At 69.9% G+C, this 23,004-nt stretch carries 20 protein-coding genes; 7 read left to right on the top strand and 13 right to left on the bottom strand.

Features of this window, described 5'->3' with window-relative positions:
- Positions 1 to 127: 127 nt before the first annotated feature.
- Together VG296_RS07165 and VG296_RS07160 are read right to left on the bottom strand one after the other, a co-directional pair.
- On the bottom strand, positions 128 to 1,087 hold the full coding sequence (locus VG296_RS07165) for a hypothetical protein (RefSeq protein ID WP_325564362.1): 960 nt from the start codon (positions 1,085 to 1,087) through the stop codon (positions 128 to 130).
- Between the two features lie 159 nt (positions 1,088 to 1,246).
- Entirely contained in the window at positions 1,247 to 1,756 is a 510-nt protein-coding gene (locus tag VG296_RS07160; RefSeq protein WP_414641066.1) for a SigE family RNA polymerase sigma factor, read from the bottom strand.
- Between the two features lie 370 nt (positions 1,757 to 2,126).
- Here VG296_RS07160 and VG296_RS07155 point away from each other — a divergent pair, with 370 nt between their 5' ends.
- The 4 genes from VG296_RS07155 (at position 2,127) to VG296_RS07140 (ending at position 6,332) form a co-directional block, all read left to right on the top strand.
- On the top strand, positions 2,127 to 2,813 hold the full coding sequence (locus VG296_RS07155) for a response regulator transcription factor (protein ID WP_325564359.1): 687 nt from the start codon (positions 2,127 to 2,129) through the stop codon (positions 2,811 to 2,813).
- Between the two features lie 28 nt (positions 2,814 to 2,841).
- Positions 2,842 to 4,428, top strand: a complete 1,587-nt coding sequence (locus VG296_RS07150) for a HAMP domain-containing sensor histidine kinase (RefSeq protein WP_325564357.1) — start codon at positions 2,842 to 2,844, stop codon at positions 4,426 to 4,428.
- Positions 4,429 to 4,462: 34 nt separating this feature from the next.
- Positions 4,463 to 5,080, top strand: coding sequence for a hypothetical protein (locus VG296_RS07145; RefSeq protein WP_325564355.1), 618 nt, complete (start codon positions 4,463 to 4,465; stop codon positions 5,078 to 5,080).
- A gap of 136 nt (positions 5,081 to 5,216) precedes the next feature.
- Entirely contained in the window at positions 5,217 to 6,332 is a 1,116-nt protein-coding gene (locus tag VG296_RS07140; RefSeq protein WP_325564353.1) for an adenosine deaminase, read from the top strand.
- A 94-nt stretch (positions 6,333 to 6,426) separates the two neighbouring features.
- Here the strand turns inward: VG296_RS07140 and VG296_RS07135 are convergent, their stop codons facing one another.
- The 8 genes from VG296_RS07135 to VG296_RS07100 all read right to left on the bottom strand — a co-directional run bounded on the left by VG296_RS07135 (position 6,427) and on the right by VG296_RS07100 (position 16,880).
- Positions 6,427 to 8,142, bottom strand: coding sequence for an SWIM zinc finger family protein (locus tag VG296_RS07135; RefSeq protein ID WP_325564351.1), 1,716 nt, complete (start codon positions 8,140 to 8,142; stop codon positions 6,427 to 6,429).
- Between the two features lie 16 nt (positions 8,143 to 8,158).
- Positions 8,159 to 9,436 (bottom strand): thymidine phosphorylase, encoded by a 1,278-nt coding sequence (locus VG296_RS07130; RefSeq protein WP_325564349.1) that lies wholly within the window; start codon positions 9,434 to 9,436, stop codon positions 8,159 to 8,161.
- A gap of 10 nt (positions 9,437 to 9,446) precedes the next feature.
- The gene (locus VG296_RS07125; RefSeq protein WP_349259481.1) at positions 9,447 to 9,836 is read right to left on the bottom strand and encodes a cytidine deaminase; all 390 of its coding nucleotides are present in this window, start codon (positions 9,834 to 9,836) and stop codon (positions 9,447 to 9,449) included.
- A gap of 5 nt (positions 9,837 to 9,841) precedes the next feature.
- On the bottom strand, positions 9,842 to 11,122 hold the full coding sequence (locus VG296_RS07120; protein ID WP_325564347.1) for an ABC transporter permease: 1,281 nt from the start codon (positions 11,120 to 11,122) through the stop codon (positions 9,842 to 9,844).
- The gene (locus VG296_RS07115; RefSeq protein WP_325564345.1) at positions 11,119 to 12,402 is read right to left on the bottom strand and encodes an ABC transporter permease; all 1,284 of its coding nucleotides are present in this window, start codon (positions 12,400 to 12,402) and stop codon (positions 11,119 to 11,121) included. Before VG296_RS07115 ends, VG296_RS07120 begins: the two co-directional genes overlap by 4 nt.
- Complete coding sequence (locus VG296_RS07110; RefSeq protein ID WP_325564343.1) at positions 12,399 to 14,015, bottom strand: ABC transporter ATP-binding protein; 1,617 nt, start codon at positions 14,013 to 14,015, stop codon at positions 12,399 to 12,401. Before VG296_RS07110 ends, VG296_RS07115 begins: the two co-directional genes overlap by 4 nt.
- A gap of 133 nt (positions 14,016 to 14,148) precedes the next feature.
- Complete coding sequence (locus VG296_RS07105; RefSeq protein WP_325564341.1) at positions 14,149 to 15,228, bottom strand: BMP family ABC transporter substrate-binding protein; 1,080 nt, start codon at positions 15,226 to 15,228, stop codon at positions 14,149 to 14,151.
- 407 nt (positions 15,229 to 15,635) lie between these two features.
- Positions 15,636 to 16,880, bottom strand: coding sequence for an amidohydrolase (locus VG296_RS07100; RefSeq protein WP_325564339.1), 1,245 nt, complete (start codon positions 16,878 to 16,880; stop codon positions 15,636 to 15,638).
- Between the two features lie 530 nt (positions 16,881 to 17,410).
- On the opposite strand from VG296_RS07100, the gene VG296_RS07095 reads away from it, so the two are divergent.
- The gene (locus tag VG296_RS07095; RefSeq protein WP_325564337.1) at positions 17,411 to 18,244 is read left to right on the top strand and encodes a serine protease; all 834 of its coding nucleotides are present in this window, start codon (positions 17,411 to 17,413) and stop codon (positions 18,242 to 18,244) included.
- Here the strand turns inward: VG296_RS07095 and VG296_RS07090 are convergent.
- Genes VG296_RS07090 through VG296_RS07080 form a run of 3 tightly spaced genes read right to left on the bottom strand, consistent with a single transcriptional unit; the run spans position 18,198 to position 21,703 of the window.
- Positions 18,198 to 19,493, bottom strand: coding sequence for an MFS transporter (locus VG296_RS07090; RefSeq protein ID WP_325564336.1), 1,296 nt, complete (start codon positions 19,491 to 19,493; stop codon positions 18,198 to 18,200). The two genes, VG296_RS07095 and VG296_RS07090, sit on opposite strands and share 47 nt — an antisense overlap.
- Positions 19,494 to 19,528: 35 nt before the next feature.
- The gene (locus VG296_RS07085) at positions 19,529 to 20,071 is read right to left on the bottom strand and encodes a helix-turn-helix domain-containing protein (RefSeq protein ID WP_325564334.1); all 543 of its coding nucleotides are present in this window, start codon (positions 20,069 to 20,071) and stop codon (positions 19,529 to 19,531) included.
- A gap of 48 nt (positions 20,072 to 20,119) precedes the next feature.
- Positions 20,120 to 21,703, bottom strand: coding sequence for an acyl-CoA mutase large subunit family protein (locus tag VG296_RS07080; RefSeq protein ID WP_414641065.1), 1,584 nt, complete (start codon positions 21,701 to 21,703; stop codon positions 20,120 to 20,122).
- 345 nt (positions 21,704 to 22,048) lie between these two features.
- On the opposite strand from VG296_RS07080, the gene sdhC reads away from it, so the two are divergent.
- Positions 22,049 to 22,471 carry a succinate dehydrogenase, cytochrome b556 subunit gene (gene sdhC, locus VG296_RS07075; RefSeq protein WP_325564330.1) on the top strand — a complete coding sequence of 141 codons (423 nt, stop codon included), beginning with the start codon at positions 22,049 to 22,051 and terminating at the stop codon, positions 22,469 to 22,471.
- Positions 22,472 to 22,489: 18 nt separating this feature from the next.
- Positions 22,490 to 22,936: a succinate dehydrogenase, hydrophobic membrane anchor protein gene (gene sdhD / locus VG296_RS07070; RefSeq protein ID WP_325564329.1), complete on the top strand. Its 447-nt coding sequence runs from the start codon at positions 22,490 to 22,492 to the stop codon at positions 22,934 to 22,936.
- Positions 22,937 to 23,004: the final 68 nt, after the last annotated feature.

Here is a 23,004-nt window from a genome sequence, read left to right as displayed (position 1 = left end):
CCCGGTCGGCGCCTGACAGGCGAACAGACAGGCCCCCGTCCCGCAGGCTGCGGGACGGGGGCCTGTCTGTTCGCTGCGTCGTACGGCGGGAACCTGCTGAGAATCGCTTCCGCCTGCCGCGTACCGCCTACTGCCAGTTGCCGACGCCGAACGGTCCGGCGCCCTCGGCGGTCTGGCCGTCGTTCGGGTTCATCGGCCGGGTGGGCGGGGGCTGCGGGACGCCGCCCTGCGGGGCCCCGCCCTGCGGCTGCCAGGGCTGCGGGTCCGGCGCGTACTCCTGCATGGTCGGCGGCACCGGCGGGATCATCTGGGTGCGCTCGCCGCCGCCGTGCGCCTGCGGGCCCGGCTGCCCGGGCTGGCCGCCCGGCTGCTGCTGAAGGTGCGGCGGCACCGCGTACGAGCCGGTCGCCGACTGCTGCGCCTGCAGGGTCTGCGGGCCGAGGTCGCCGCCGGGCTGCGGCGGCAGGTAGGCGGTCTGCTCGGCGGCGTTGCCCGGCTTCCAGCCGAAGCCGGCCGGCTGCTGCGCGCCCGGCTGGCCGGGCGCCTGCTGCGGCGCGCCGCCCTGCGGAGCCCCGTGCTGCTGCGGGCCCCCGTGCTGCTGCTGCGGCGGCACCCAGCCGCCGGGCGCGGCGCCCGCCGCGGCCGGCGCCGCGGGCCTGGCCGGCGCGTGCGTCTGCCAGGTCAGCCAGGTGTACCAGCCGGCCAGGCCGATCACGATCGCGCCGCCGGCGCCGGCCAGGAAGTAGGCGAACTTGCCGGTGCCGCTCGCGTCCTGCGCGCCGAAGCCGGCGAAGAAGGAGACCAGCCCGAACACCGCGGCCGCGGCGACCGTGACCAGCGCGATCAGGGTCACAAGGCGCGCCTTGGGGAGCGCCGGGCCGACGTGGTTGGCCAGATACACCGCGAAGGCGACGGCGGCGGCCACCGGGAGGCTCAGCAGGTTGCCCGTATCCGAGTAGGCGATGTCGGAGAAACTCCCGCCGCTGGTGAACAACAACGAGATGATGGCGGCCAGCGTGATCAGGGCGGCGAAGGCCGCCGCACCGAGCGCCGCGGGCTCGCGCAGCTTCTTGATCGCATCTGTCATGAGTACGTGGCTTTCCCTGGTCATCGGGTGATGCGTCTTGTCCTGTCAGGCGCAGAGCCTACCGAGCCCGCCGAAGCAGCCGCCAGCCTGCGCGGGCGAACTCGCCGGAACCGCCGGAAAAGCTCACGCGCCGTCAGAAAGCCGTGCACTCCGCGGAACTCAGGCCGCGACAGGTTCCAGCCACTCCGCGTTCGCCGTGACGTACATCGCCAGCGGCCGCAGCGACGGGTCCTCGCGCAGCTTGCGCAGTGCCCGCCAGAGCGCGGACTTGACCGTGCCCACGGACACGCCCATCCGCTCGGCGATCTCGGTGTCGGTGTACGAGCCGTAGTAGCGCAGCGAGAGCGCCTCGCGGTCGCGCGCCGAGAGCCGGCCGAGCGCGCGGGCCACCGCCACCCGCATCTCCACCTGCGTCATCGACTCGCCGTCGTAGGGCCGCTCCGGCAGCTCGTCGGTCGGGTACTCCTCCACCCGGCGCTTGCGCCACTGCGAGATCTGGTGGTTCGTCATGGTCCGGCGGAGGTAGGAGCCGACGACGGCCTTGTCCTCGATCCGGTGCCAGGCCTGGTAGGTCTTGAGCAGGCCTTCCTGCAGAAGGTCCTCGGCCTCGGTGCGGTCGCCGGCCACCTGGTGGGCGGTGCGCAGCAGCGAGGAACGCCGCTCTGCCACATAAGCGGCGAAGTCTCCGGGAATCGTGGCCGAAGTGTTATCGATCGCCGTGGAACCGCTCGACGCGGGGGCCGCGTCTGCATTCTCGGCGGGGACAGGAGGTGCCAGAGTCGGGAAGCTCATGGCTACCACCCTGGTCCCCGCTCTTCATCGCCCAGTACGATTCACGTCACAGGTTTGCCACAGGGCCCGCCGGGTGGCGCGGCGTCCCCACCTGGGGTGAAATCGCCGCCACGGACTGCGATCTCCCGGCACCGTTCGGACACGCGGGGGTACGGTGCGATCACTGCCCGTCACGGCGCAAGGCCGGGGGCGTCGGTTTCGCATCACCGCTACCGCTCCCATGCGTTTCATCGGTAAAAATGGGTAGGTGCCTAGTCTCCTGCTCGTCGAAGACGACCCCTCCATCCGGATGGCCATAGAGCTCGCGCTGACCCGCCAGGGCCACCGCGTGACGGCAGCCGCCTCCGGCGAGGAGGGCCTGGAGCTGTGGCAGTCCCAGCGTCCCGAACTCGTCGTGCTCGACGTGATGCTGCCCGGCCTCGACGGCTTCGAGGTCTGCCGACGCATCCGGCGCACCGACCAGGTGCCGATCATCCTGCTGACCGCGCGCAGCGACGACATAGACGTCGTGGTCGGTCTCGAGTCCGGCGCGGACGACTACGTGGTCAAGCCGGTGCAGCCCCGCGTGCTCGACGCGCGTATCCGGGCCGTTCTGCGGCGGCACGGCGGGTCGGTGCCGGACCAGGCGGACGTCGCGGTCTTCGGCGAACTGTCGGTGGACCGCTCGGCCATGATCGTCTCCCGTGGCGGCTCGCCGATCTCGCTCACCCCCACCGAGCTGAAGCTGCTGGTCGAGCTCTCCCGCCGGCCGGGCCAGGCGCTGTCCAGGCAGCAGCTGCTGCGGCTCGTCTGGGACCACGACTACCTCGGCGACTCGCGGCTGGTGGACGCCTGCGTGCAGCGGCTGCGCGCCAAGGTCGAGCTGGTGCCCGGCGACCCGCAGCTGATCCGCACCGTGCGCGGCATCGGCTACCGCTTGGATCCGCCACGATGAGGCCCGGCGCGTTTGGCCTGGTGACGGCGTGAACAGGCGAGAGAGACGGGAGCAGACGAACGCGGAGCGGCGCGCCGGCGTGGGCTGGTGGCGCCGCGGGCTGCACCGGCGCGGCTGGCGGCTCGGCGGAATCCGGCCGCGGCTGTTCGCGGGCTTCGCCGCGGTCGCCGTGATCACCGCGATCATCATCACGAGCGCGTCGTACTACCTGACCAGAGCCGTGATGCTGGACAAGGCGCAGCAGACCGCCGTCAGCAACCTGACGGACGACTTCAACGCGTACGGCGGCCAGTTGCAGGCCGGCGGCACCGCGGCGAGCCAAGAGGCGGCGATCGCCAACTCGCTGCACCAGGTGGTCAACACCATCGCGAAGAACGGCGACGCGGTGGTCATCATCAGCCCGGCCGCCGGCACGATATGGAGCAATTCCAACCTCGACGACGTCCCCGCCGACTTCAAGACGGCCGCCAAGAAATCGATGGTGCAGGAACGCACGTCGATCGGCGGCACGACCTACATCCTGACCGGCGCGACGCTGCAGCCCTCCGGCGTGCAGATGTACACCTACACCGATCTCAGCCAGGAGCAGCACGTCCTGGACAACCTGGTGCTGATCGGTGCCGTCTCCACGCTGCTCGCGCTGATCGGCGCGACGGTCGTGGCGTTCTTCGCGAGTCGCAACATCCTGCTGCCGATCCGCCGCCTCGGCATGGCCGCGCGCCGGCTCGGTCGCGGCGAGTTGGAGGTGCGGCTCGAGGTGAACGGCTCGGACGAGCTCGCGGACGTCTCCCGCACCTTCAACGAGACCGCCCGCGCGCTCGCGTTCTCCATGGAGGAACTGCGCGCGATGGACGCGGCGTCCCGGCGGTTCGTCGCGGACGTGTCGCACGAGCTGCGTACCCCGCTGACCGCGATGACAGCCGTCACCGAGGTCCTCGAGGACGTGGAGGACGCCGACCCGACCACCGTGTCCGCCGCGCATCTGATCGCCAACGAGACCAAGCGGCTCGCGCGGCTGGTCGAGGACCTGATGGAGATCTCGCGGATGGACGCGGGCACCGCCGGGATGCGCGTGGAGGACGTGAACCTGCCCGAGCTGATCGAGGCGACGATCGAGGCCCGCGGCTGGAGCGAGAAGGTGCGGGTGCGCGCGCCGCGGGTGCTGCCGGTCCAGGTGGACGCGCGGCGGGTCGACGTGGTGCTGGCGAACCTGTGCGGCAACGCGCTCAAGCACGGCGGCGAGCCGGTCGAGCTGACCGTGCGCGCGTACGCCGAGGAGCTGCTGATCGAGGTCGCGGACAATGGACCGGGTATCCCGCAGGACGCGCTGCCGCACATCTTCGAACGCTTCTACAAGGCGGACAAGGCGCGCGGCCGCAGCGAGGGCAGCGGCCTGGGCCTGGCGATCGCCTGGGAGAACGCGCGGCTGCACAACGGGGAACTCTCGGCGCGGAACCGACCGGAAGGCGGAGCCGTCTTCACTTTCAGACTGCCTCGGCACCCGTCGGCCGGGGAGGACCCCGACCACGAGGTCTCGGCCACGGAGCGCCTGCTCTCCGCGTCCGGGCACCACGACACCCGCCAGCGGGATCACTGGGAGGCGAGAGCCCGGTGACCGCGACCTTGGGATCGCAGGAGGCGAGAACCCGGTGAACGCGACCTCGCACCGCCCGCTGCATCGGCGCGGCATGGGCGTGGCCGCCGCCGTGGCCGGGATGGTCGGGACGCTGGGCCTCGCGGGCTGCGGGATCCAGTCCACCTCGATGAAGGTGGTCGGCACCGCGCCCACGCTCCAGGCGGCGAACGACGTGACCGGCACGGGGATTCCGGGCAGCGGCAACAACGAATACCAGCTCTACTTCTTCCGGGCCCACCGGCTCACCCCGGTCGTGCGCTACAGCAACCAGCCGGTGACGCAGGAACTCATCCTCGCCGCGCTGATCAAGGGGCCGGACTCCACCGACACCGCGGACGGGTACACCTCGGCGATCCCCGGGGGCCTGTCGATCGTCTCGTACACCGCGCGCGACCAGCAGTGGAACTATCAGTACTCGCTGCCGCTCGACCTGGCGGCCAAGGCCGAGATCGTCTGCTCGGTCCAGGAGGATCTCAACGCCCCGGCCGTGGGCTCGTGGAGTTCCAGCGGGGACCAGTTCTGGAACCAGTGCTACGACTTCACCGAAGACTTCGGCGCGCCCGCGTACGTGAACCTCGGCACGGCCTCCGCCTCGCCCAGCGGGTCGGCGGACGGGTCGTCCGGAAACTGAGCGCGCGAGGCGGCGTGCGGCGACCTGAAGCGGCGTGCGGCGCCGCGAAACGTCGCGCTGGAGGGGTGCCTCGGCGGGATCCGGCGACCCGGGTCCATCGGCCTTGTCGGCCGGTCGATTCCCGTAGTCTGGCGCAATGACCGACGAGATTGTCCCTCCTGCCCCCATCGCACTGACCGAGGACGTGCTCCGGCGGGTCCCCAAGGTGGCACTGCACGACCACCTCGACGGCGGACTGCGCCCGGCCACGGTGATCGAACTGGCCCACGCCGCCGGGTACACCGATCTGCCGACGACCGACGCCGCCGAGCTCGGCACCTGGTTCCGCGACGCCGCCGACTCCGGCTCGCTGGAGCGCTACCTGGAGACCTTCGACCACACCGTGGCCGTGATGCAGAGCGCTCACGCGCTGCGCCGGGTCGCCGCGGAAGCGGTCGAGGACCTCGCGGCCGACGGCGTGCTCTACGCGGAGCTGCGGTACGCGCCGGAGCAGCACCTGCGTGCCGGCCTGACGCTGGACGAGGTCGTCGTGGCCGTGAACGAGGGCTGCCGCGAGGGCGAGGACCGCGCCGTCGCCGCCGGCAACCCGATCCAGGTCGGCACCCTCGTCACCGCGATGCGGCAGAACACCGAGCCGGGCCACAGCCTGAAGATCGCCGAACTCGCCGTCCGGCACCGCGACTCGGGCGTCGCCGGCTTCGACATCGCGGGCCCCGAGCTCGGCTTCGGCCCCGACCTGCACGCCGACGCCTTCGCCTACCTGCGCGAGCAGTTCCTCCGCTTCACCATCCACGCCGGCGAGGCCGACGGCCCCACGTCGATCGCCAAGGCCGTGCAGCTGGGCACCCAGCGCCTCGGCCACGGCGTGCGCATCATCGAGGACATCGAGTTCACCGAGGACGGCGAGCACCACCTCGGCCGGCTCGCCTCCTTCGTCCGCGACACCCGCATCGCCCTCGAGGTCTGCCCCTCCTCGAACCTGCAGACCGGCATCGCCGGCAAGATCGCCGAGCACCCGGTCCAGAAGCTCTACGAGCTCGGCTTCACCATCACCATCAGCTGCGACAACCGCCTGATGAGCGGCACCTCCACCTCCCGCGAACTCGGCCTCCTCATCGAGGCCTTCAACTGGGACCTCTCGGACCTCGAACTCGTCGCCCTCAACGGCATCGAGGCCGGCTTCCTCACCCAGGACCGCCGCGACGAACTGTCCGACCTGATCATCGACAAGTTCCAGGATCTGCGGGACTGAAGCGTCGTCGGCGGCGGCCCAGCCCAACCGGCTGGGCCGCCGTTCGCCCGGTTCGGTCGCCCCGGCGGCGCAGCCGACCGGCGCGCGGTTCTCGCTACGCCAAGCCCACCGAATCCATCAGGCGCATCAGGTTCCGCTTGCGGCGCTGCTCCTTGCGGAAGGCCGCGAGGTACGCGGCGAAGGCGGGCTCGGTGCCCATGCGGGTGTGGCAGGCGCGGATGGCCTGGAGGAGTTCGACTTCGCGGCGGTAGGCGTCCTCGCCGGTCTGCGGACGCAGGGGGGCGAGGGCTTGGTCGTAGACGTCCAGGGCCTCTTCGGGGCGGTCGGCGCGGATGAGGGCGGCGAGCTTGAGGCGTTGGGGTTCGCTGCCGGCCTTGCGGGAGAGCTCCCAGGCGGCGTCGTAGTCGCCTTCGAGGACGAGGATGTCGATCAGGACCGGGCCCATGCCGAGTTGGGCCTTCGGGCCCTGCTTCGCGAGGTCGTCGTGCAGGAGGGCCATGGCGCGGTCGCGCTCGTGGGGCCAGGCGGCGCAGCGTTCGGCGGTTTCGCGCAGGAGTTCGTAGTGAGAGACGGTCATCTCGGCGCGGAATCTGTTGCGGCGCAGGGCGAGCAGGTCGTCCATCCGGCCGGCTTGTCCGTATCTGAGCGCGACGAACTCGACGAGGTCGGTGCCGATGAAGCCGGTGGCGTCGCGCAGGCCTGCTTCGGCCCAGCGCAGGGCCTCGTCGGTGCGGTCCGCGGCCTCGAGCTCCTGGGCGATGCGGAGGTGTTGGTAGCCGCGCGAGTCGAGGTCCCTGGAGAGGAATTCGACGAGCGCGTCCAGGTCGCCGCTCCCCCGGACCAGCTGCTCCATGAGCTGTTTCTCTCGCCAGCCCTTGGGGTTGTGCCCGTAGGCCGCGCGGTACGCGTCGCAGACGAGCCCGACGCCCGCCTCGCCGAGCAGGTCGGCGTAGTCGTTGACTTCGTAGGCGAACTCGAACTCGTACGGCACGGCGAGATTGTGCTCGGCGAGATGCCTGGCGAGTTCGATCGGGTCCGGATCGGTCGCGCGGCAGGCGCGCAGGTGCAGCGGCAGCAGCAGGAACATGGCGTGCGCGATGGTGCCGTCGGAGTCGGAGTTCTCGGCGTCCTCGATGGCCGCGCGGGTGTCGCTCAGCGCCTCGCGGACTATGTCGACGGCCTCGACGGCGTGTCCCTTGTCGAGCAGGATGCTGATCGCCTCGGCGACCTCGCGCACGCTCCTGGCGTAGTCGAAGGCGTCCTCGTACTCGAGAGGCTCGCGGAGCCCGCCGCGCCCGAGCAGTTGCCTCGCGAGCTTGCGGACCTGGTCGACGTCCTGGCTGGCCTGCGCGGCACGCAGTTCGAAGCGGCGTCGCAGCCCACGATCGCTACGGATCAGCGCGCGCAGTTCCGCGCGCAGCTCTTCGACGTTGAGCGCGTCGACCCAGGACTCCAGGTCGGAGCGGACGGGGGTCGGGGTGTGCGCGCCGAGCCCGGCTTCTCCGGCCTCGCCGGATTCCGCGTGATCGGAGTCGAGCGCGGCAAGCGCGGCGATCGCCGCCAACCCGACGGCGACGCAGTGCTTGCAGAAGTTCCCCTCCTGGCTCCACGGGCACGAGCACTGCCCCTCGAGCTTCGCCCGCTCACGCCAGATGGTGACGTCGTACTCGTAGGTGCCGGTGACGATGGCGTTGATCTCCGCGCCCTCGAACTCGAGCTCCTCGACCGCCTCGACGTAGTCAAGTCCCCGTTCGAAACTCCTCGGCCCGGCCGCCTGCAGCAGCTCGTCCTCGGTAAACGCCAACGCCATGCCCCGATAGTACTTGTCAGCCAACGCGATCAAGCAATAGTTGACGAGCTACATACCCACCATTCTCCGAGTCGACGTCCCAGGCGCCGTCGAGTGCTTCGATCGCGGGGGCGAATCGCTCGGGTGTGTCGGTGTGCAGGGTGAGCAGCGGTTGGCCGGCGACGACGGCGTCGCCGGGCTTCGCGTGCAATTCCACGCCCGCGCCGGCCTGCACCGGATCCTCCTTGCGCGCCCGGCCCGCGCCGAGCTTCCACGCCGCGACGCCGACCTGGAGCGCGTCCAGGCGAGTCAGGGTTCCGCTGCTTCCGGCCGTGATCACGTGCTGTTCGCGGGCGACGGGCAGTGCCGCGTCCGGGTCGCCGCCTTGGGCCGCGATCATCCGGCGCCAGACGTCCATCGCCTTGCCGTTGCGCAGATTCTCGGCCGGGTCCACGTCGGTGATCCCCGCGTTCGCCAGCATCTCGCGGGCGAGCGCCAACGTCAGCTCTACGACGTCCGCCGGGCCGCCGCCATCCAGAACCTGGACGGACTCGCGTACTTCCAGCGCGTTGCCCGCCGTGAGACCGAGCGGCGTGTCCATGTTCGTCAGCAGCGCCACGGTTTTCACGCCGTGATCCCTGCCGAGCGCCACCATCGTCTCGGCCAGCTCGCGCGCCTTCGCCAGGTCCTTCATGAAGGCGCCGCTGCCGACCTTCACGTCGAGCACGAGCGCGCCGGTGCCCTCGGCGATCTTCTTCGACATGATCGACGAGGCGATCAACGGGATCGACTCGACGGTGCCGGTCACGTCGCGTAACGCGTAGAGCTTCCTGTCCGCCGGTGCCAGGTTGTCGCCCGCCGCGCAGACGACGGCGCCCGCGGAGCTCAGCACTTCCAGCATCTCCTTCTCAGAGAGCTGAGCGCGCCAGCCGCGGATCGACTCGAGCTTGTCCAGGGTGCCGCCGGTGTGGCCGAGCCCGCGGCCCGACAGCTGCGGCACCGCCGCACCGCAGGACGCGACGAGCGGGGCCAGCGGAAGGGTGATCTTGTCGCCGACCCCTCCGGTCGAATGCTTGTCCGTGGTCGGCCGGTCCAGTGCGGAGAACTCCATCCGGATGCCGGTGCGGATCATCGCGTCGGTCCAGCGGGAGATCTCCCGCCGCGTCATCCCGTTCAGCAGGATCGCCATGGCCAGCGCCGACATCTGCTCGTCCGCGACCACGCCCGCCGTGTACGCGGGGATGAGCCAGTCGATCTGCTCGTCCGTCAGTTCGCGGGACTCGCGCTTGGCGATGACGATGTCGATGACGTCCACGATGATCTCTCTACTGGAGGTGCTGCGGGCCGAACGCCTGCGGGAGCACGGCGGTCATCGGCTGGACGCCCAGCGGCGTATCCACCAGCAGTTCGTCCCCGCCGAATTCGTAGAGCAGCTGACGGCAGCGCCCGCACGGCATCAGGCAGTCGCCCTCGCCGTCCACGCAGGCGAAGGCGACGAGTCGGCCGCCGCCGGTCATGGCCAGCTGCGAGACGAGCGAGCACTCGGCGCACAGGGTGACCCCGTACGACGCGTTCTCCACGTTGCAGCCGGACACCACCCGGCCGTCGTCCACCAGCGCCGCCGCACCCACCGGGAATTTCGAGTACGGCGAGTACGAGTGCGCCATCGCGTCGCGAGCCACGTCGCGCAGCGTGGGCCAGTCGATGTCCGTCACTGGACTCAGCCCTTCTTGAACGGCTTGTTCTCGGCAGCCGGCGGACGAACCTTGCCGCCGAGTACCGCGACCACGAAGATCGTCACCAGGTACGGGGCCATCTGCAGGAACGCGGAGGGGATCGGCGTGCCGAGCGGCGAGAGCGCGGTGTTGATCACCAAGGCGAACCCGAACATGACCGCCGCCGCGAACGCGCCCACCGGCGACCAGCGGCCGACGATCAACGCGGCGATGGCGATGTAACCGCGGCCGGTGGACATGTCCTTGCCGAACTGGCCGGTGTTGCCGATGGTCAGCCAGACACCGCCGAGGCCGGAGAGCAGGCCGGAGAACAGCATGTTGCGGTAGCGCAGCCCCAGCACCTTGATACCCACGGTGTCCGCCGCCAGCGGGTGCTCGCCGACCGCGCGGGTACGCAGGCCCCAGCGGGTGCGGTAGAGCATGAACCACAGCAGCGGGACGAGCACGTACGCCGCGTAGAACACGATGTTCTGGTCGAACAGCGGGCCGATCACGCCGATCGAGGCGAGGCCGGGGATGCGCAGCGCGCCGAAGATGGGCGGGGTGTTGTACTCCGCGCCGTTGAGCGCCATCAGCCGGTCGTAGAAGAATCCGGTCAGGCCGGATGCCAGCACGTTGATGACGACGCCGAGCACGACCTGCTCGATCAGGTAGCGGTTGGCGAACAGCGCCAGCAGCGAGCTCATCGCGGCACCCGCCGCCATCCCGGCGATCAGACCCACCCAGACCGAGCCGGTCATCGAGGCGGTCAGCGCCGCGGTGAAGGCGCCGGACAGGAACTGGCCCTCGACGGCGATGTTGACCACACCGGAGCGCTCGGCGACCAGCGCGCTCATCGAGCCGAGCACGAGCGGCACGCTGGCGAGCGCGGTCTGCTCGAGGATGCTCGGCACGTTCAGGCCGATCGAGGAGCCGGAGGCGGCCCAGACCAGGAACGCCAGGACCATGCACACGATGTAGACGACGGACAGCCAGCGCTGGACGACCTTGCCGATCGGGCGGAAGGCGCGCACCAGGCCGCACAGCAGCGCGATCGCGCTCAGCGTCAGCGCGGTGGCCTGCGCCGGCACGGAGACGGTGCTCTGGCCGTGGTTGAGGGAGAACCCGAAGATGGTGTCGGCGCCCGAGGAGGTGCGCGACCCGAGGCCGAAGGCCCACAGGCCGAAGGCGCCGACCACGGCCTGCGCGAGGCCGCCGACGAGCTTCGACCGGTCCCCTGCGGCGGCGGCGATCTCGGCGTGCGGGGTAACGGTGGCGGTGGTCACGAGGCGGCTCCCGGGACGGCGGCACCGCGCGAGCGGAGCCGGAAGATCTCCTTGATCAGCTGCGGGGCGGAGACGAAGATGACGATCAGGGCCTCGATGACGCTGATGATGTCGGTCGAGATCCCGTCGTTCGCCTGCATGACGGAGGCACCCGCCTGGAACGCGCCGTACAGCAGCGCGGCCCAGACCACGCCCCAGGGCTTGGTGCGGCCGAGCAGCGCGACGGTGATCGCGTTGAAGCCGAGGCCCGCGTCGATGTTCGGGCTCAGCGAGTTGTTGTTCGGGTTGTTCAGGCCGAGCACCTGCATCACGCCGATCATGCCCATCAGGCCGCCGGAGATGACCATCGCCCAGATCTGCGCCCGGCCCACGCTGATTCCGTTGGTGCGCGCGGCGGACGGGTTCAGGCCGACGGCGCGGATCTCGAAGCCCAGCTTGGAGCGGTTGAAGAACCAGCCCGCCGCGACGGTGGCCGCCAGCGCCAGAACCAGGCCGATGTCGGTGTTCAGCGAGGGGCCGAACAGGTGCGGCAGGATCGCCTTGGTCGCGGCCGGCTTCGAGATGGACTGGCCGGCCTTGGTCGGGTCGTGGAACGCCGTCGTGGTCAGCAGATAGTTCGTCAGGAAGAACAGCAGGATGTAGTTGAGCATGATCGTCACGACCACCTCGTGCGCGCCGCGCTTGGCCTTGAGCCAGCCGACGAAGCCGCCGAGGATCACGCCGCCGAGGATGCCCGCGAGGACCGCGACCACGAGCTGCAGCGCGCCGGGGATACCGGTCCACTGGAAGGCGACGTACGTGGTCAGGATCGCGCCGCCGATCGTCATGCCCTGGCCGCCGATGTTGAACATGCCGCCGCGGAAGGCCACGGTCACGGCCAGGCCGCCGAAGATCAGCGGCGTGGCGTCCTCGAGCGTGTTGGTGATCGGGCCGAAGAACTGCGAGGGCGTGCCCCGGACGGTGGCCGGGTTGAAGATCGAGCCCTTGAACAGGTCCGAGTAGCCGTGCGCCACGTCGTGCCAGGCCGACTTGAGGAAGTCGGACGGCCGGGAGAAGAAGTAGCCGAGCTCGCGCATGGCGGCCGGGTCGGAGACGATGATCAGGATCGCGCCGACCAGCAGGGCCAGCACGATCGCGAGGACCGTCACCAGCGGCGTGCTCTCGGCGGTGAACAGGTCGCGCACGACCCGGCCGAGGTGGGAGGACTCCTGCTGGTCGCCCTGCGGCTCGGCGGCCCGGGGCTGCGGCGTCTGGGGCGTTTGCGGCGTCTGCGTGCTCACGAATCCTCCCCGATGTTCATCTGGGGCTCCTCGACGGCAGGGGCCGCCGGTTCCGGCACCGCGTCGGCCACGGCCTGGTCCTCCTGCTGGGTCTGTCCGTCCCCGGTGATTCCGGCCATCAGCAGGCCGATCCGCTCGCGCGGGGTGTCCGGGGTGACGGTGTCCACGATCTTGCCGCGGTACATCACCGCGACCTTGTCGGCCAGCGCGAGCACCTCGTCGAGCTCGGTCGAGACCACCACGACCGGGCGTCCGAGGTCGCGCTCGGCGACGATCCGCTTGTGGATGAACTCCATCGCGCCGACGTCCACGCCGCGGGTGGGCTGCGAGGCCACCAGCAGGCGCAGCGGCCGGGACAGCTCGCGCGCGACGACCACCTTCTGCTGGTTGCCGCCGGACAGCTGGCCCGCGAGGTGCTTCGGGTCGGTCGGGCGGATGTCGAACTCGGCGATGCGGTCGACGGCGTTGCGCTGCACCGCGCCGAGGTCGATGGACAGCCGCCTGCCGAAGTCCTCGCCCGTGTAGAGGTCGAGCACGAGGTTCTCCGCGACGGTGAACTCGCCGACCACGCCGTCGTGCCCGCGGTCCTCCGGGATGTAGCCGACGCCGGCGTCGAGCACCTGCCGGGGGCTGCGGCCGAGCAGCTCCGCGTCGTCAAGCCGGATCGATCCGGACTCGGTCGGGATCAGCCCGAGGATCGCCTCGGCCAACTCGGACTGCCCGTTGCCCTGCACGCCCGCGACGCCGAGGATCTCGCCGCCGCGCACGGTGAAGGACACGTCGTCCACCGCGGCGTTGCCGTGCACGTCGCGCACCGTCAGACCGCTGACGACCAGGCTGTCCGCGCCGGGTTCGGCGGGCCGCTTGTCCACCACGAGCTGCACGGCGCGGCCGACCATCATGGCGGCCAGTTCGGACTCGCTCATCGAGGGGTCCGCGCTGCCGACGACCTTGCCGTGCCGGATCACGGTGATCCGGTCGGCGATCGCCTTGACCTCCTTGAGCTTGTGCGTGATGAACACGATGCTCTTGCCGGCCTTGCGCAGCGAGTCCATGACCTTGAACAGGTCCTCGATCTCCTGCGGGGTGAGCACGGCGGTCGGCTCGTCCAGGATCAGCGTCTGCGCGTCGCGCACCAGGGCCTTGACGATCTCCACGCGCTGCTGCACGCCGACCGGGAGCTCCTCGATCACGGCGTCCGGGTCCACCGGCAGGCCGAAGCGCTCGGAGACCTCCTTGACCTTCTTGCGGGCGCTGCGCTGGTCGAGCACGGAGAGCGGGCCCCTGGCGGTGCCGAGCGGCGCCTCGTCGCCGAGGATAACGTTTTCCGCGACCGTGAACACCGGGACGAGCATGAAGTGCTGGTGCACCATGCCGATCCCGGCCGCGATCGCGTCGCGCGGGCCGCTGATCTTCCTGACCTCGCCGTCGACCAGGATCTCGCCCTCCTCGGGCTGGTAGAGCCCGTAGAGCACGTTCATCAGCGTGGACTTGCCCGCGCCGTTCTCGCCGAGGAGGCAGTGGATCTCCCCGGGCTCCACGGTCAGGTCGATGTGGTCGTTGGCGACCAGCGACCCGAACCGCTTGGTGATGGAGCGTAGTTCCAGCCGCACCGCTTCCACCTGTCTTCAGTAGAACTTCATCGGTCTCTGCGTATCAGACGTCACTTCGGACAACACTCGAACAGACCCCCGCCGGGTGCGCAAGACCTGCCGCGCACCCGGCGAGATGAGCCGTGGCCGTGGATCAGGCGGTCGGCTGGTTGGTCGAGGTGATCTTGATCGTGCCGCTGATGATGCCGGCCTTCACGGTGCTCAGTTCGCTGGTCAGCGCCGCCGGCACCTTCGAGGTGAAGTCGTGGTACGGCGCGAGGCCGGTGCCGTTGTTGGCCAGGGTGCCGATGAACGAGGTGGCGGTGAACTTGCCGTTGTAGGCGTCGGTCACGGACGTCTTCACCGCGGTCGCGATGCCCTTGGTCACCGAGGTCATGATGACCGGGGCGTACGCCGAGTTGGAGTAGAAGCCGTCGTCGTCGACCCAGATCGCGTTCATCTTGCCGCCGCTGGCCTGCGCCGCCTGCAGGGCGCCGATGCCGGTGCCGCCGGCCACCGGGAAGACGATGTCCGCGCCCTGGCTCTGGAAGGTCTGGGCGATCGACTTGCCGCCGGACTGGTCGCCGAACGGGTTGGCCGAGGTGTCGAAGGTGCCCTGCTGGGACTTCTCGCTCCAGCCGAGGACCTGCACGCTGGTGCCGTGCTTCTGGTTGTAGTACTGCACGCCCTCCCAGAAGCCGTCCATGTACACGGTGACGGTCGGGTACTTGGCGCCGCCGAAGGTGGCGACCTTGCCGGTCTTGGTCATGCCGGCCGCGAAATAGCCGCCGAGGAAGGCGCCCTGGGCGGTGTTGAACTGCAGACCCTGGATCTTCGATCCGGAGGACGCGTTGTCGACGATCGCGTACTCCTGACTGGGGTTCTTCTTCGACGAGGCCGTGGTGGCGTCGGCCATCGCGAAGCCCACCGTGACGATCATCTTGCAGCCCTTGCCGACCAGGGACGAGATGTTGCTCGTGTAGTCGTTTTCCGTGGTGGACTGCACGTAGGACACGCCGATCTTGCCGCTGGAGGCGGAGGCCGCGTCCTGCATGCCCGCCCACGACTCGGCGTTGAATGAGTGGTCGTCGATACCGCCGGTGTCGGTCACCATGCAGGCGCTGAACGAGGACGCTGAAGACGTCGACGTGGTCGAGACCGGAGCCGAACCACACGCTGAAGCTGCCAGCCCGACCACGCTGAGCGCGGCCGCGAGCTTGAGTGACTTCTTCACCCTGATGCCTCCTGAGACGGGCCAACGTCCCCGCCCACCCGGGCGCTCGCACGACGTTGGGAAACCTGAGAGAACGCGGTCACGGCTGACCGACGCCTGTGAGAATAGATCCATCCCTGAACCGTTTTGTGACGAGTTCTCCAGAAGTAGGCGTAACGCAACTCTCCCGGTGGGAAGTCGAGATGAATCCGTGATGCACTCTCGGCGGCACCGGGGCGAATCACCACAATCCGTGACTATTCGCTGACTTACGGTACCACCGGAGGCGTCTTCCGGCCTCGGCTGGGAAAACGTTACCAAGCCGGATCGCACCCGGATAGAGGGCTGCCGTACGGGAACTCGAAAGGCCCGTTCCACCGAATGGCGGAAACGGGCCTTCGGATATGAGAGGTCGTCAAATACGGGCGTCAGTCGCCGAGGATCAGCCGGGTGAAGAAGCGGACGCCGGTGGCGATGGCGGACTCGTCGGCCAGGAAGCTCGGCTGGTGCAGGTCGCGCTGCACCGGGTCGCCGGGGGTGCGCACGCCGAGCCGGGCCATGGCGCCGGGGACCTGGCGCAGGTACCAGCTGAAGTCCTCGCCGCCGAGGGACTGCTCGACCGAGACGGCGCCCTCCGGGCCGCAGACCGCCGCGGCGGCGCGGCGCATCTCGTCGATCACGGCGATGTCGTTGACCACGGGCGGCACGCCGCGCACGTAGTCCAGCTCGGTCTTCGCGCCGTAGACCGCCGCGATCGAGTCGACGAGCTCGAGCACCAGGTCAGGCGCGTCGGCCCAGGCGCGCTCGTCCATGCAGCGGACGGTGCCGTGCGCCTCGCCGCTCTGCGGGATCGCGTTGGCCGCCTGGCCCGCGTTGATCGCGCCCCAGACCAGGGACAGGCCGTGCCGCGGGTCCACCCGGCGGGACAGCGCCGCGGGCAGCTCGGTGACCAGGTGGGCGAGGGTGTGCACCAGGTCCACGGTCAGCTGCGGGCGGGAGGTGTGCCCGCCTGGGCCGGTCAGCCGCACCGCGAGCTTGTCGCAGGCGGCGGTGAGCGGGCCGACGCGCAGGCCGATGCGGCCGGCGTCCACCTTGGGATCGCAGTGCAGCGAGACGATGCGGCCGACCCCGTCCAGCGCGCCCGCGCCGATCATGTCCAGCGCGCCGCCGGGCATGACCTCCTCGGAGGGCTGGAAGATCAGCCGGGTGGCGGGCACCGGAACGCCCCGCGCGGCCGCCTCGGCGAGCGCGAGCCCGGTGCCGAGCACGACGGTGGTGTGGATGTCGTGGCCGCAGGAGTGCGAGACGCCGTCGCTCACGGAGCGGAAGGCCAGGCCGGGGGCCTCCTGGATGGGCAGCGCGTCCAGATCGGCGCGCAATGCGATGCGTCCGGCGAATCCGTGCCGGGAGACCCGGGCCTGCTCGCCCGCGATATCGCAGATCAGGCCGGTTCCGGAAGACTGGACGCGGGGCTCGAGCCCGGCGGCGCGCAGCCGCTCGGCCACGAGGCGGGTGGTGCGCAGCTCCTGCCTGGCCAGCTCAGGGTGGGCGTGCAGATCGCGGCGGAACTCGATGAGCTCGGCCACGCGCTGCTCGCTCGGCTCGAGCGCGGCGGACGTCCCGGAAGGCACGGCGTCTTCGACGTGATACGGGGCGGCGTGGTTCCTTGCCATTCCCCAACGGTAGTCCTGCCAATCCTTTCCATGGCGCGTTTTTGCGTCCAGTTGACCCGCCTGGGGGCGATAAATGATCCGACCGGACTATGTCGCGCCCCGGTTACGCCACCTCAACACCCCCTGGCGTGCGCCGAGTGCGCCGTCTCGCTCACGCGTGGTATTCATCGTTCGCGGGAATGGGCTATCGGTAATTGTTCCGCTAATGCAGAAGGGCGAGCGCCGATGTCGCAATCCCCCGAGCCGCGGGAGGCCGCCTGCGGCTGCGCCAACCGCGGGTGCACCTGCAACCCCTGCCGCTGCAACCCCTGTGGCTGCGGCGGTCACAAGCAGGACGTACGGACCGAACACGCCGCCGAGCGCGCCGACCGTTAGACCTCGATCGCCGAGAGTGATTCGGTAAACCCGCCGCGACACGAACGATCCACGCGATCATCCGTCCCACCTAGCCGACCTCCATACGCCGTAAGAACGAACGCTCGAACTGATTACCGGCCGTTCCACTCGTTCGGCGTAGAGTGGCCGGGGATATGACGGGCAGTCATATCCCCGTGCCGCCGATCTCTTTGCTCGCCGCGAAGTTTTTCGCACCGATCCTCGCCGCGAGTTCGATCACGGCCGTTGCGCTGCCACCGCGGCTGCCCGCCCCGCCCGCGCTGCTGAGCGCCTCCTGGCCGTCCTCCCCGCGCGCCGGCGCGACCTTCCCCGGCATGCCGCAGTTCGGCGAACTCGTCTGGCAGAACCCGGATGGCACGCCGGGCGCGAAGCTGTGCTCCGCGGTGGCCGTGGACAGCGCGGGCGGCGACCTCATCGCCACCGCCGCGCACTGCCTCGGCGGCGTCGTCTCCCGGATCGGCGCCCCGATGACGGTGGCCTACATCCCGGGCGCCGACAACGGATCTAGGCCATACGGGGTCTGGTATCCGACCCGGATCATCCGTCCGCAGCAGTGGATGAACGGTGTGCAGAACCCTGACTTCGACATCGCCTTCGTCACCGTCGCACGGCCCGGCGACGCGCGCCCGCTGGCGTCGATCACCGGCTCGGAGCACTTCGGCACGGTCCCCGCGGCGGGCGCCCTCGCCGTGCAGGTCGGCTACCCGTATCAGAGCCCGGATCCGGTCGCCTGCCGCACTCCGGTCCGCTTCCTGTCCCCCACGCAGCTCGAACTGGACTGCGCGGACTTCCCGGGCGGCACGAGCGGCGGCCCGGTGCTCACGGACGTCGATCCGGGCGACGGAATCGGCACGCTCGTCGGCGTGATGGGCGGCTACCAGCGCGGCGGCACCCGCTCGGACGTCACGTACGCCTCTGCCCTCACGCCGGCGATTCAGCAGCTGTACCAACAGGCGGCTCAGTACTGATCGGCTCGGGGCCGACCGGCGCGGTATCGATCGCCTTGGTACTCGCCGCCTCGGCCAACGCCGCGTCGATGCGGCTGTTGCCGGTCAGCCGTGCCGCCACGAAGGCCATCACGACGAGCACGCCGGCCCCGGCGACGAACGGCGCCCGCAGCCCGGCGACGTGCGCCAGCCAGCCGCCGAGCAGCGCGCCGAGCGGCCCGGCGCTGAAGGCGGTCAGCCGGGACGCCGCGGCCACCCGGCCCATCAGCTCGTCCGGCACGATCGACTGCCGGACCGACCAGCCGAGCGTCATCGTCACGGCCATCGCCCCGCCCAGCACGACGAACGCGGCCCCGGCGATGAAAACGTTCGCCGAGAGCCCGAGCATGAGCAGTCCGGCGGCCTCGACGAAGGCGGTCGCCGTCAGCGCGCCGCCGGTGCCCAGCCGACGGCCCACCCATCCCGAGGCGAACGTCCCGGCCAGGCCGCCGATCGCGTTCGTGGTCAGGAACGTGCCGTAACCCGCGGGACTCAGGTGCAGCGTGACGTGCGCGAACAGCGCCAGCACCGCACCGCAGGCGCAGAACGCCAGATTGCCGACCGCGGGCCGGATCGCCAGACCGAGCAGCAGCTTGTGGTGCAGCAGGTACGACGCCCCGACCCGCGCGTCGGCCAGGATCGAGGTCTTCGTCTCGGCGGGTCGCCTCGGGCGAGCGGGCAGCGTGCGGATCATCACGGAGCTGAAGAGGAACGAGACCGCGTCGGCGAGGAACGGCACCGTGCGGCTGAGCGAGAACAGCAGGCTGCCGATGGGCGGCCCGACGAACCCGTCCGCGGCACGCTGCGCGCCCTGCAGCCGCGAGTTGCCCATCTGGAGCAGGTCCGGGTCACGGTCCAGCAGGTCGGGAATGAGCGCCATTGACGCCGTGTCGAAGAGCATGCTGCCGACTCCGAGCAGGAAGCCGATCGCGATCAGGACGCCGATATCGACGAAGCCGCCCGCGATCGCCGCCGTCGCCAGGGCCAGCAGCGCGAAGCGGCACAGGTCGGTGATCACCATCGTGCCGCGCCGGTCCCACCGGTCCACGAGAGCGCCGCCGATCAGTCCGAACAGCAGCCAGGGCAGCAGGGTCACGGCCTCCATGGCACCGAAGACGACCGGGCTGCGGGTCACCGTGAGCGCGAGCAGCGGCAGCGCCGAGCCGTAGACCCCGTCGCCGAGCGAGGAGACCGCCGCGGCCGCCCAGACGCGGTGGAACGCGCCGGGCAACCGCGGTCGATCCCTTCGATTCCCCCCGGGTCTTCTCATGCGTCCGATCCCCGCGGCCCCCTGGTGTCCACCGGCCGGTACAGCGCCGTGAACAGGTCAGCGGCGGGCTGGTCCGGATCGTGCATCGCCTTGAGTTCCGCGTGCAGCGCGACGACCTTCTGCACCGCCAGCGCGAAGTCCTCCGGGCTCAGCCGCAGGTGCTTGAGCCGCTCGTCCCGCTCGTGCTCCGGCGCCGCCGCCTCGACGTCGGCCAGCGCGTGCCGCATGAGGATGTCGCGCCCCGTGCTGGACTTGGGCACGCCGATCACCTTGTCCGACCTGCCGTAGTAGAGCTCTGTCACCCCGCGCACCTTGCGGGTCTCCACCACGCTGATCAGCCCGGCCTTCACCAGCACCTTGACGTGGTAGTTCGAGCTCCCCTTCGCGATCCCGAGCCGCTCGGCGATCTGGGTCACCGTCGCGGGCCCGTCCCGGAGCACCCGCAGCACCCGGTGCCGCGCCAAGCTGCCGATCGCGTGCAGTTGCTGGTCCGTCTCGAGTTCGAGGATGTCTTCCCGGGGTGCGTCGTCAGCGGTCATGCCCCAATGGTCAATGTTCCTTGACCACCAGTCAAGAGATATTGACCGTCAGAACGCGTCCCGCGGCACGTACGTCCCCCACACCTCGCGCAGCGCGTGCGAGACCTCGCCGACGGTGGCGCAGGCCTTGAGCGCCGACTTCATCGGGTAGAGCACGTTCTCGCTGCCCGCGGCCGCGCGCTTGACGTCGTCCAGCGCGCGGGTGACGTCGTCCTTCGAGCGGTCGGAACGCAGCTTCGCCAGGCGCTCGGCCTGCTGCTCGCCGATCGTGGGGTCCACCCGCAGCGGCTCGTAGGGCTCCTCCTCGTCGAGGGTGAACCGGTTGACGCCGACGACCGTCCGCTCGCCGCCGTCGATCTGCTGCGAGATCTCGTACGCCGAGCGCTCGATCTCGGACTTCTGGAAGCCCTGCTCGATCGCCGCGACGGCGCCGCCGAGGCCCTCGATCCGGCCCAGCAGGAGGTTGATCTCCTCCTCGAGCGCGTCGGTCATCGACTCGACCACGTACGAGCCGGCGAAGGGGTCGACGGTCTTCGTCACGTCCGTCTCGTAGGCGATGACCTGCTGCGTGCGCAGGGCGAGCCGCGCGGCCTTCTCGGTCGGCAGCGCGATGGCCTCGTCGAAGGAGTTCGTGTGCAGCGACTGCGTGCCGCCGAGCACCGCGCCGAGGCCCTGCAGCGCCACCCGGATCAGGTTGACCTCGGGCTGCTGGGCCGTCAGCTGCACGCCCGCCGTCTGCGTGTGGAAGCGCAGCATCTGCGACTTCGGGTTCTTCGCGCCGAGCTCGTCGCGCATGACGCGGGCCCAGATGCGGCGTGCCGCGCGGAACTTCGCGACCTCCTCGAGCAGCGTGGTGCGCGCCACGAAGAAGAAGGACAGCCGGGGCGCGAACTCGTCCACGTCCAGGCCCGACTCGACGGCCGCGCGCACGTACGCGATGCCGTCGGCCAGCGTGAACGCGACCTCCTGCGCGGGCGACGCGCCGGCCTCGGCCATGTGGTAGCCCGAGATGGAGATCGTGTTCCACTTCGGGATCTCGCCCTGGCAGTACGCGAACACGTCGGAGACCAGCCGCAGCGAGGGCGCCGGCGGGAAGATGTACGTGCCGCGGGCGATGTACTCCTTGAGGATGTCGTTCTGGATGGTGCCGGTCAGCTGGTCCGCCGCCACCCCCTGCTCCTCGCCGACCAGCTGGTAGAGCAGCAGCAGGATCGAGGCGGGCGCGTTGATCGTCATCGAGGTGGAGACCCGGTCCAGCGGGATGCCGCCGAACAGCGTGCGCATGTCCTCGATGGAGTCGATGGCCACGCCGACCTTGCCGACCTCGCCCTGCGCGATCGGCTCGTCCGAGTCGTAGCCCATCTGGGTGGGCAGGTCGAAGGCCACCGACAGGCCCGTCGAGCCGTTCGCGATCAGCTGCTTGTAGCGCGCGTTCGACTCGGCCGCGGTGCCGAAGCCGGCGTACTGCCGCATGGTCCAGGGCCGACCGGTGTACATGCTCGGATATACGCCGCGGGTGAACGGGTACCGGCCGGGCTCGCCCAGCTTCTCGGCGGCGTCCCAGCCCTCGAGCGCCGCGGGCCCGTACACGGGCTCGATCGGGAGCCCGGACTCGTTCATGGCAGCCGTCATCGTGTACCCCATCCAGCTCAGCAGGTAGGCGCGCGTCGCCCCCGCTTCCGGAGCCTACCGACCGGTAGACGCCATCGCTATCCCTCGAGCCGCGGGTCGGCCAGGCCAGAGCCCAGCAGGCGCACGTCCCACTCACACGTTAGGCCGCAATCACCTCTCGCCGAGGCCCGACTGTCGTGCGAATCACACACCCACGAGATCCACTAGTGATGGTAATTGTCCTAGATTGTCCGATGCGAGTTCGCTCACAAACCCCCTCTGATGGTCATTGGATCACCCTTGGCTGTGGTTACTCTGACGCCGACGAGGACGCGACGACCTATGGAAGGCGGCGACGGGTAGCCCATGGCCACTACAACGTCTGGCGGGGGGACGAGTTCCCGGACCCGGAAGAAGGGCACGCTCTATCGCGGCCGCGAGGGCATGTGGAGCTGGGTTGCGCACCGCATCACCGGCGTGCTGATCTTCTTCTTCCTCTTCGCGCACGTGCTCGACGCCTCGCTGCTGCGCGTCTCGCAGGGCGACTACAACTCCGTCATCAACAGCTATAAGAACCCGATCGTCAACTTCCTCGAGTACGGCCTGACCGCCGCGATCTGCTTCCACGCCTTCAACGGCCTGCGGATCATCGCGGTGGACTTCTGGGCCAAGGGCCCCCGGCTGCAGAAGAAGATGCTCTATTGGGTCGTCGGCGTCTGGCTGGTGCTGATGATCGGGGTCTTCTACCCGATCCTCGCGCACTCGCTGCACCGGATCTTCGGCTACTAGGAAAGGGAGCGAGTCGAGATGACGACGACCACCACCCCGGCGATCGACGCCCCGCGCTCCCCCAAGGAGCCGCACAAGCTGCGTTCCCGCCGCACCTCCCGCACCGGGCGCACGAACTTCGAGCTCTACAGCTGGCTGTTCATGCGCTTCTCCGGCCTGCTGCTGACCGTCCTGGTGCTCGGCCACCTGTTCATCATGCTGGTGCTCGACGGCGGCGTCGAGAAGATCAACTTCGCCTTCGTGGCGGGCCGCTGGGCCTCGCCCTTCTGGCAGATCTGGGACCTGCTCACGCTCTGGCTGGCCACGCTGCACGGCACCAACGGCCTGCGCACGGTCATCAACGACTACGCGGAGAGGGACGGCACCCGCTTCGTGCTGAAGTCGCTGCTGTACTTCGCGGCGATCGTGATGATCTTCCTCGGCAGCCTGGTCATCTTCACGTTCGACCCCTCCATCAAGGCCTAAGGCGCGCTCCATGACTGACACCACCAATGCTGCGGCCGCCGCGGACGGCGACGAGTTCAAGTACACCT

This window comes from Actinospica sp. (assembly GCF_035552695.1).
GTDB lineage: Bacteria > Actinomycetota > Actinomycetes > Streptomycetales > Catenulisporaceae > Actinospica.
Note: the sequence above shows the minus strand (reverse complement) of the source record. Positions and strands in the feature narration are given on the sequence as shown.

Excerpts from the sequence above, each read along its gene's own strand:
- VG296_RS07100 (WP_325564339.1), bottom strand. The coding sequence starts at position 16,880 with ATGGCAAGGAACCACGCCGCCCCGTATCACGTCGAAGACGCCGTGCCT.
- VG296_RS07080 (WP_414641065.1), bottom strand. The coding sequence starts at position 21,703 with ATGACGGCTGCCATGAACGAGTCCGGGCTCCCGATCGAGCCCGTGTAC.
- VG296_RS07095 (WP_325564337.1), top strand. The coding sequence starts at position 17,411 with ATGACGGGCAGTCATATCCCCGTGCCGCCGATCTCTTTGCTCGCCGCG.
- VG296_RS07165 (WP_325564362.1), bottom strand. The coding sequence starts at position 1,087 with ATGACAGATGCGATCAAGAAGCTGCGCGAGCCCGCGGCGCTCGGTGCG.
- sdhD (WP_325564329.1), top strand. The coding sequence starts at position 22,490 with ATGACGACGACCACCACCCCGGCGATCGACGCCCCGCGCTCCCCCAAG.
- VG296_RS07135 (WP_325564351.1), bottom strand. The coding sequence starts at position 8,142 with ATGGCGTTGGCGTTTACCGAGGACGAGCTGCTGCAGGCGGCCGGGCCG.
- VG296_RS07085 (WP_325564334.1), bottom strand. The coding sequence starts at position 20,071 with ATGACCGCTGACGACGCACCCCGGGAAGACATCCTCGAACTCGAGACG.
- sdhC (WP_325564330.1), top strand. The coding sequence starts at position 22,049 with ATGGCCACTACAACGTCTGGCGGGGGGACGAGTTCCCGGACCCGGAAG.
- VG296_RS07140 (WP_325564353.1), top strand. The coding sequence starts at position 5,217 with ATGACCGACGAGATTGTCCCTCCTGCCCCCATCGCACTGACCGAGGAC.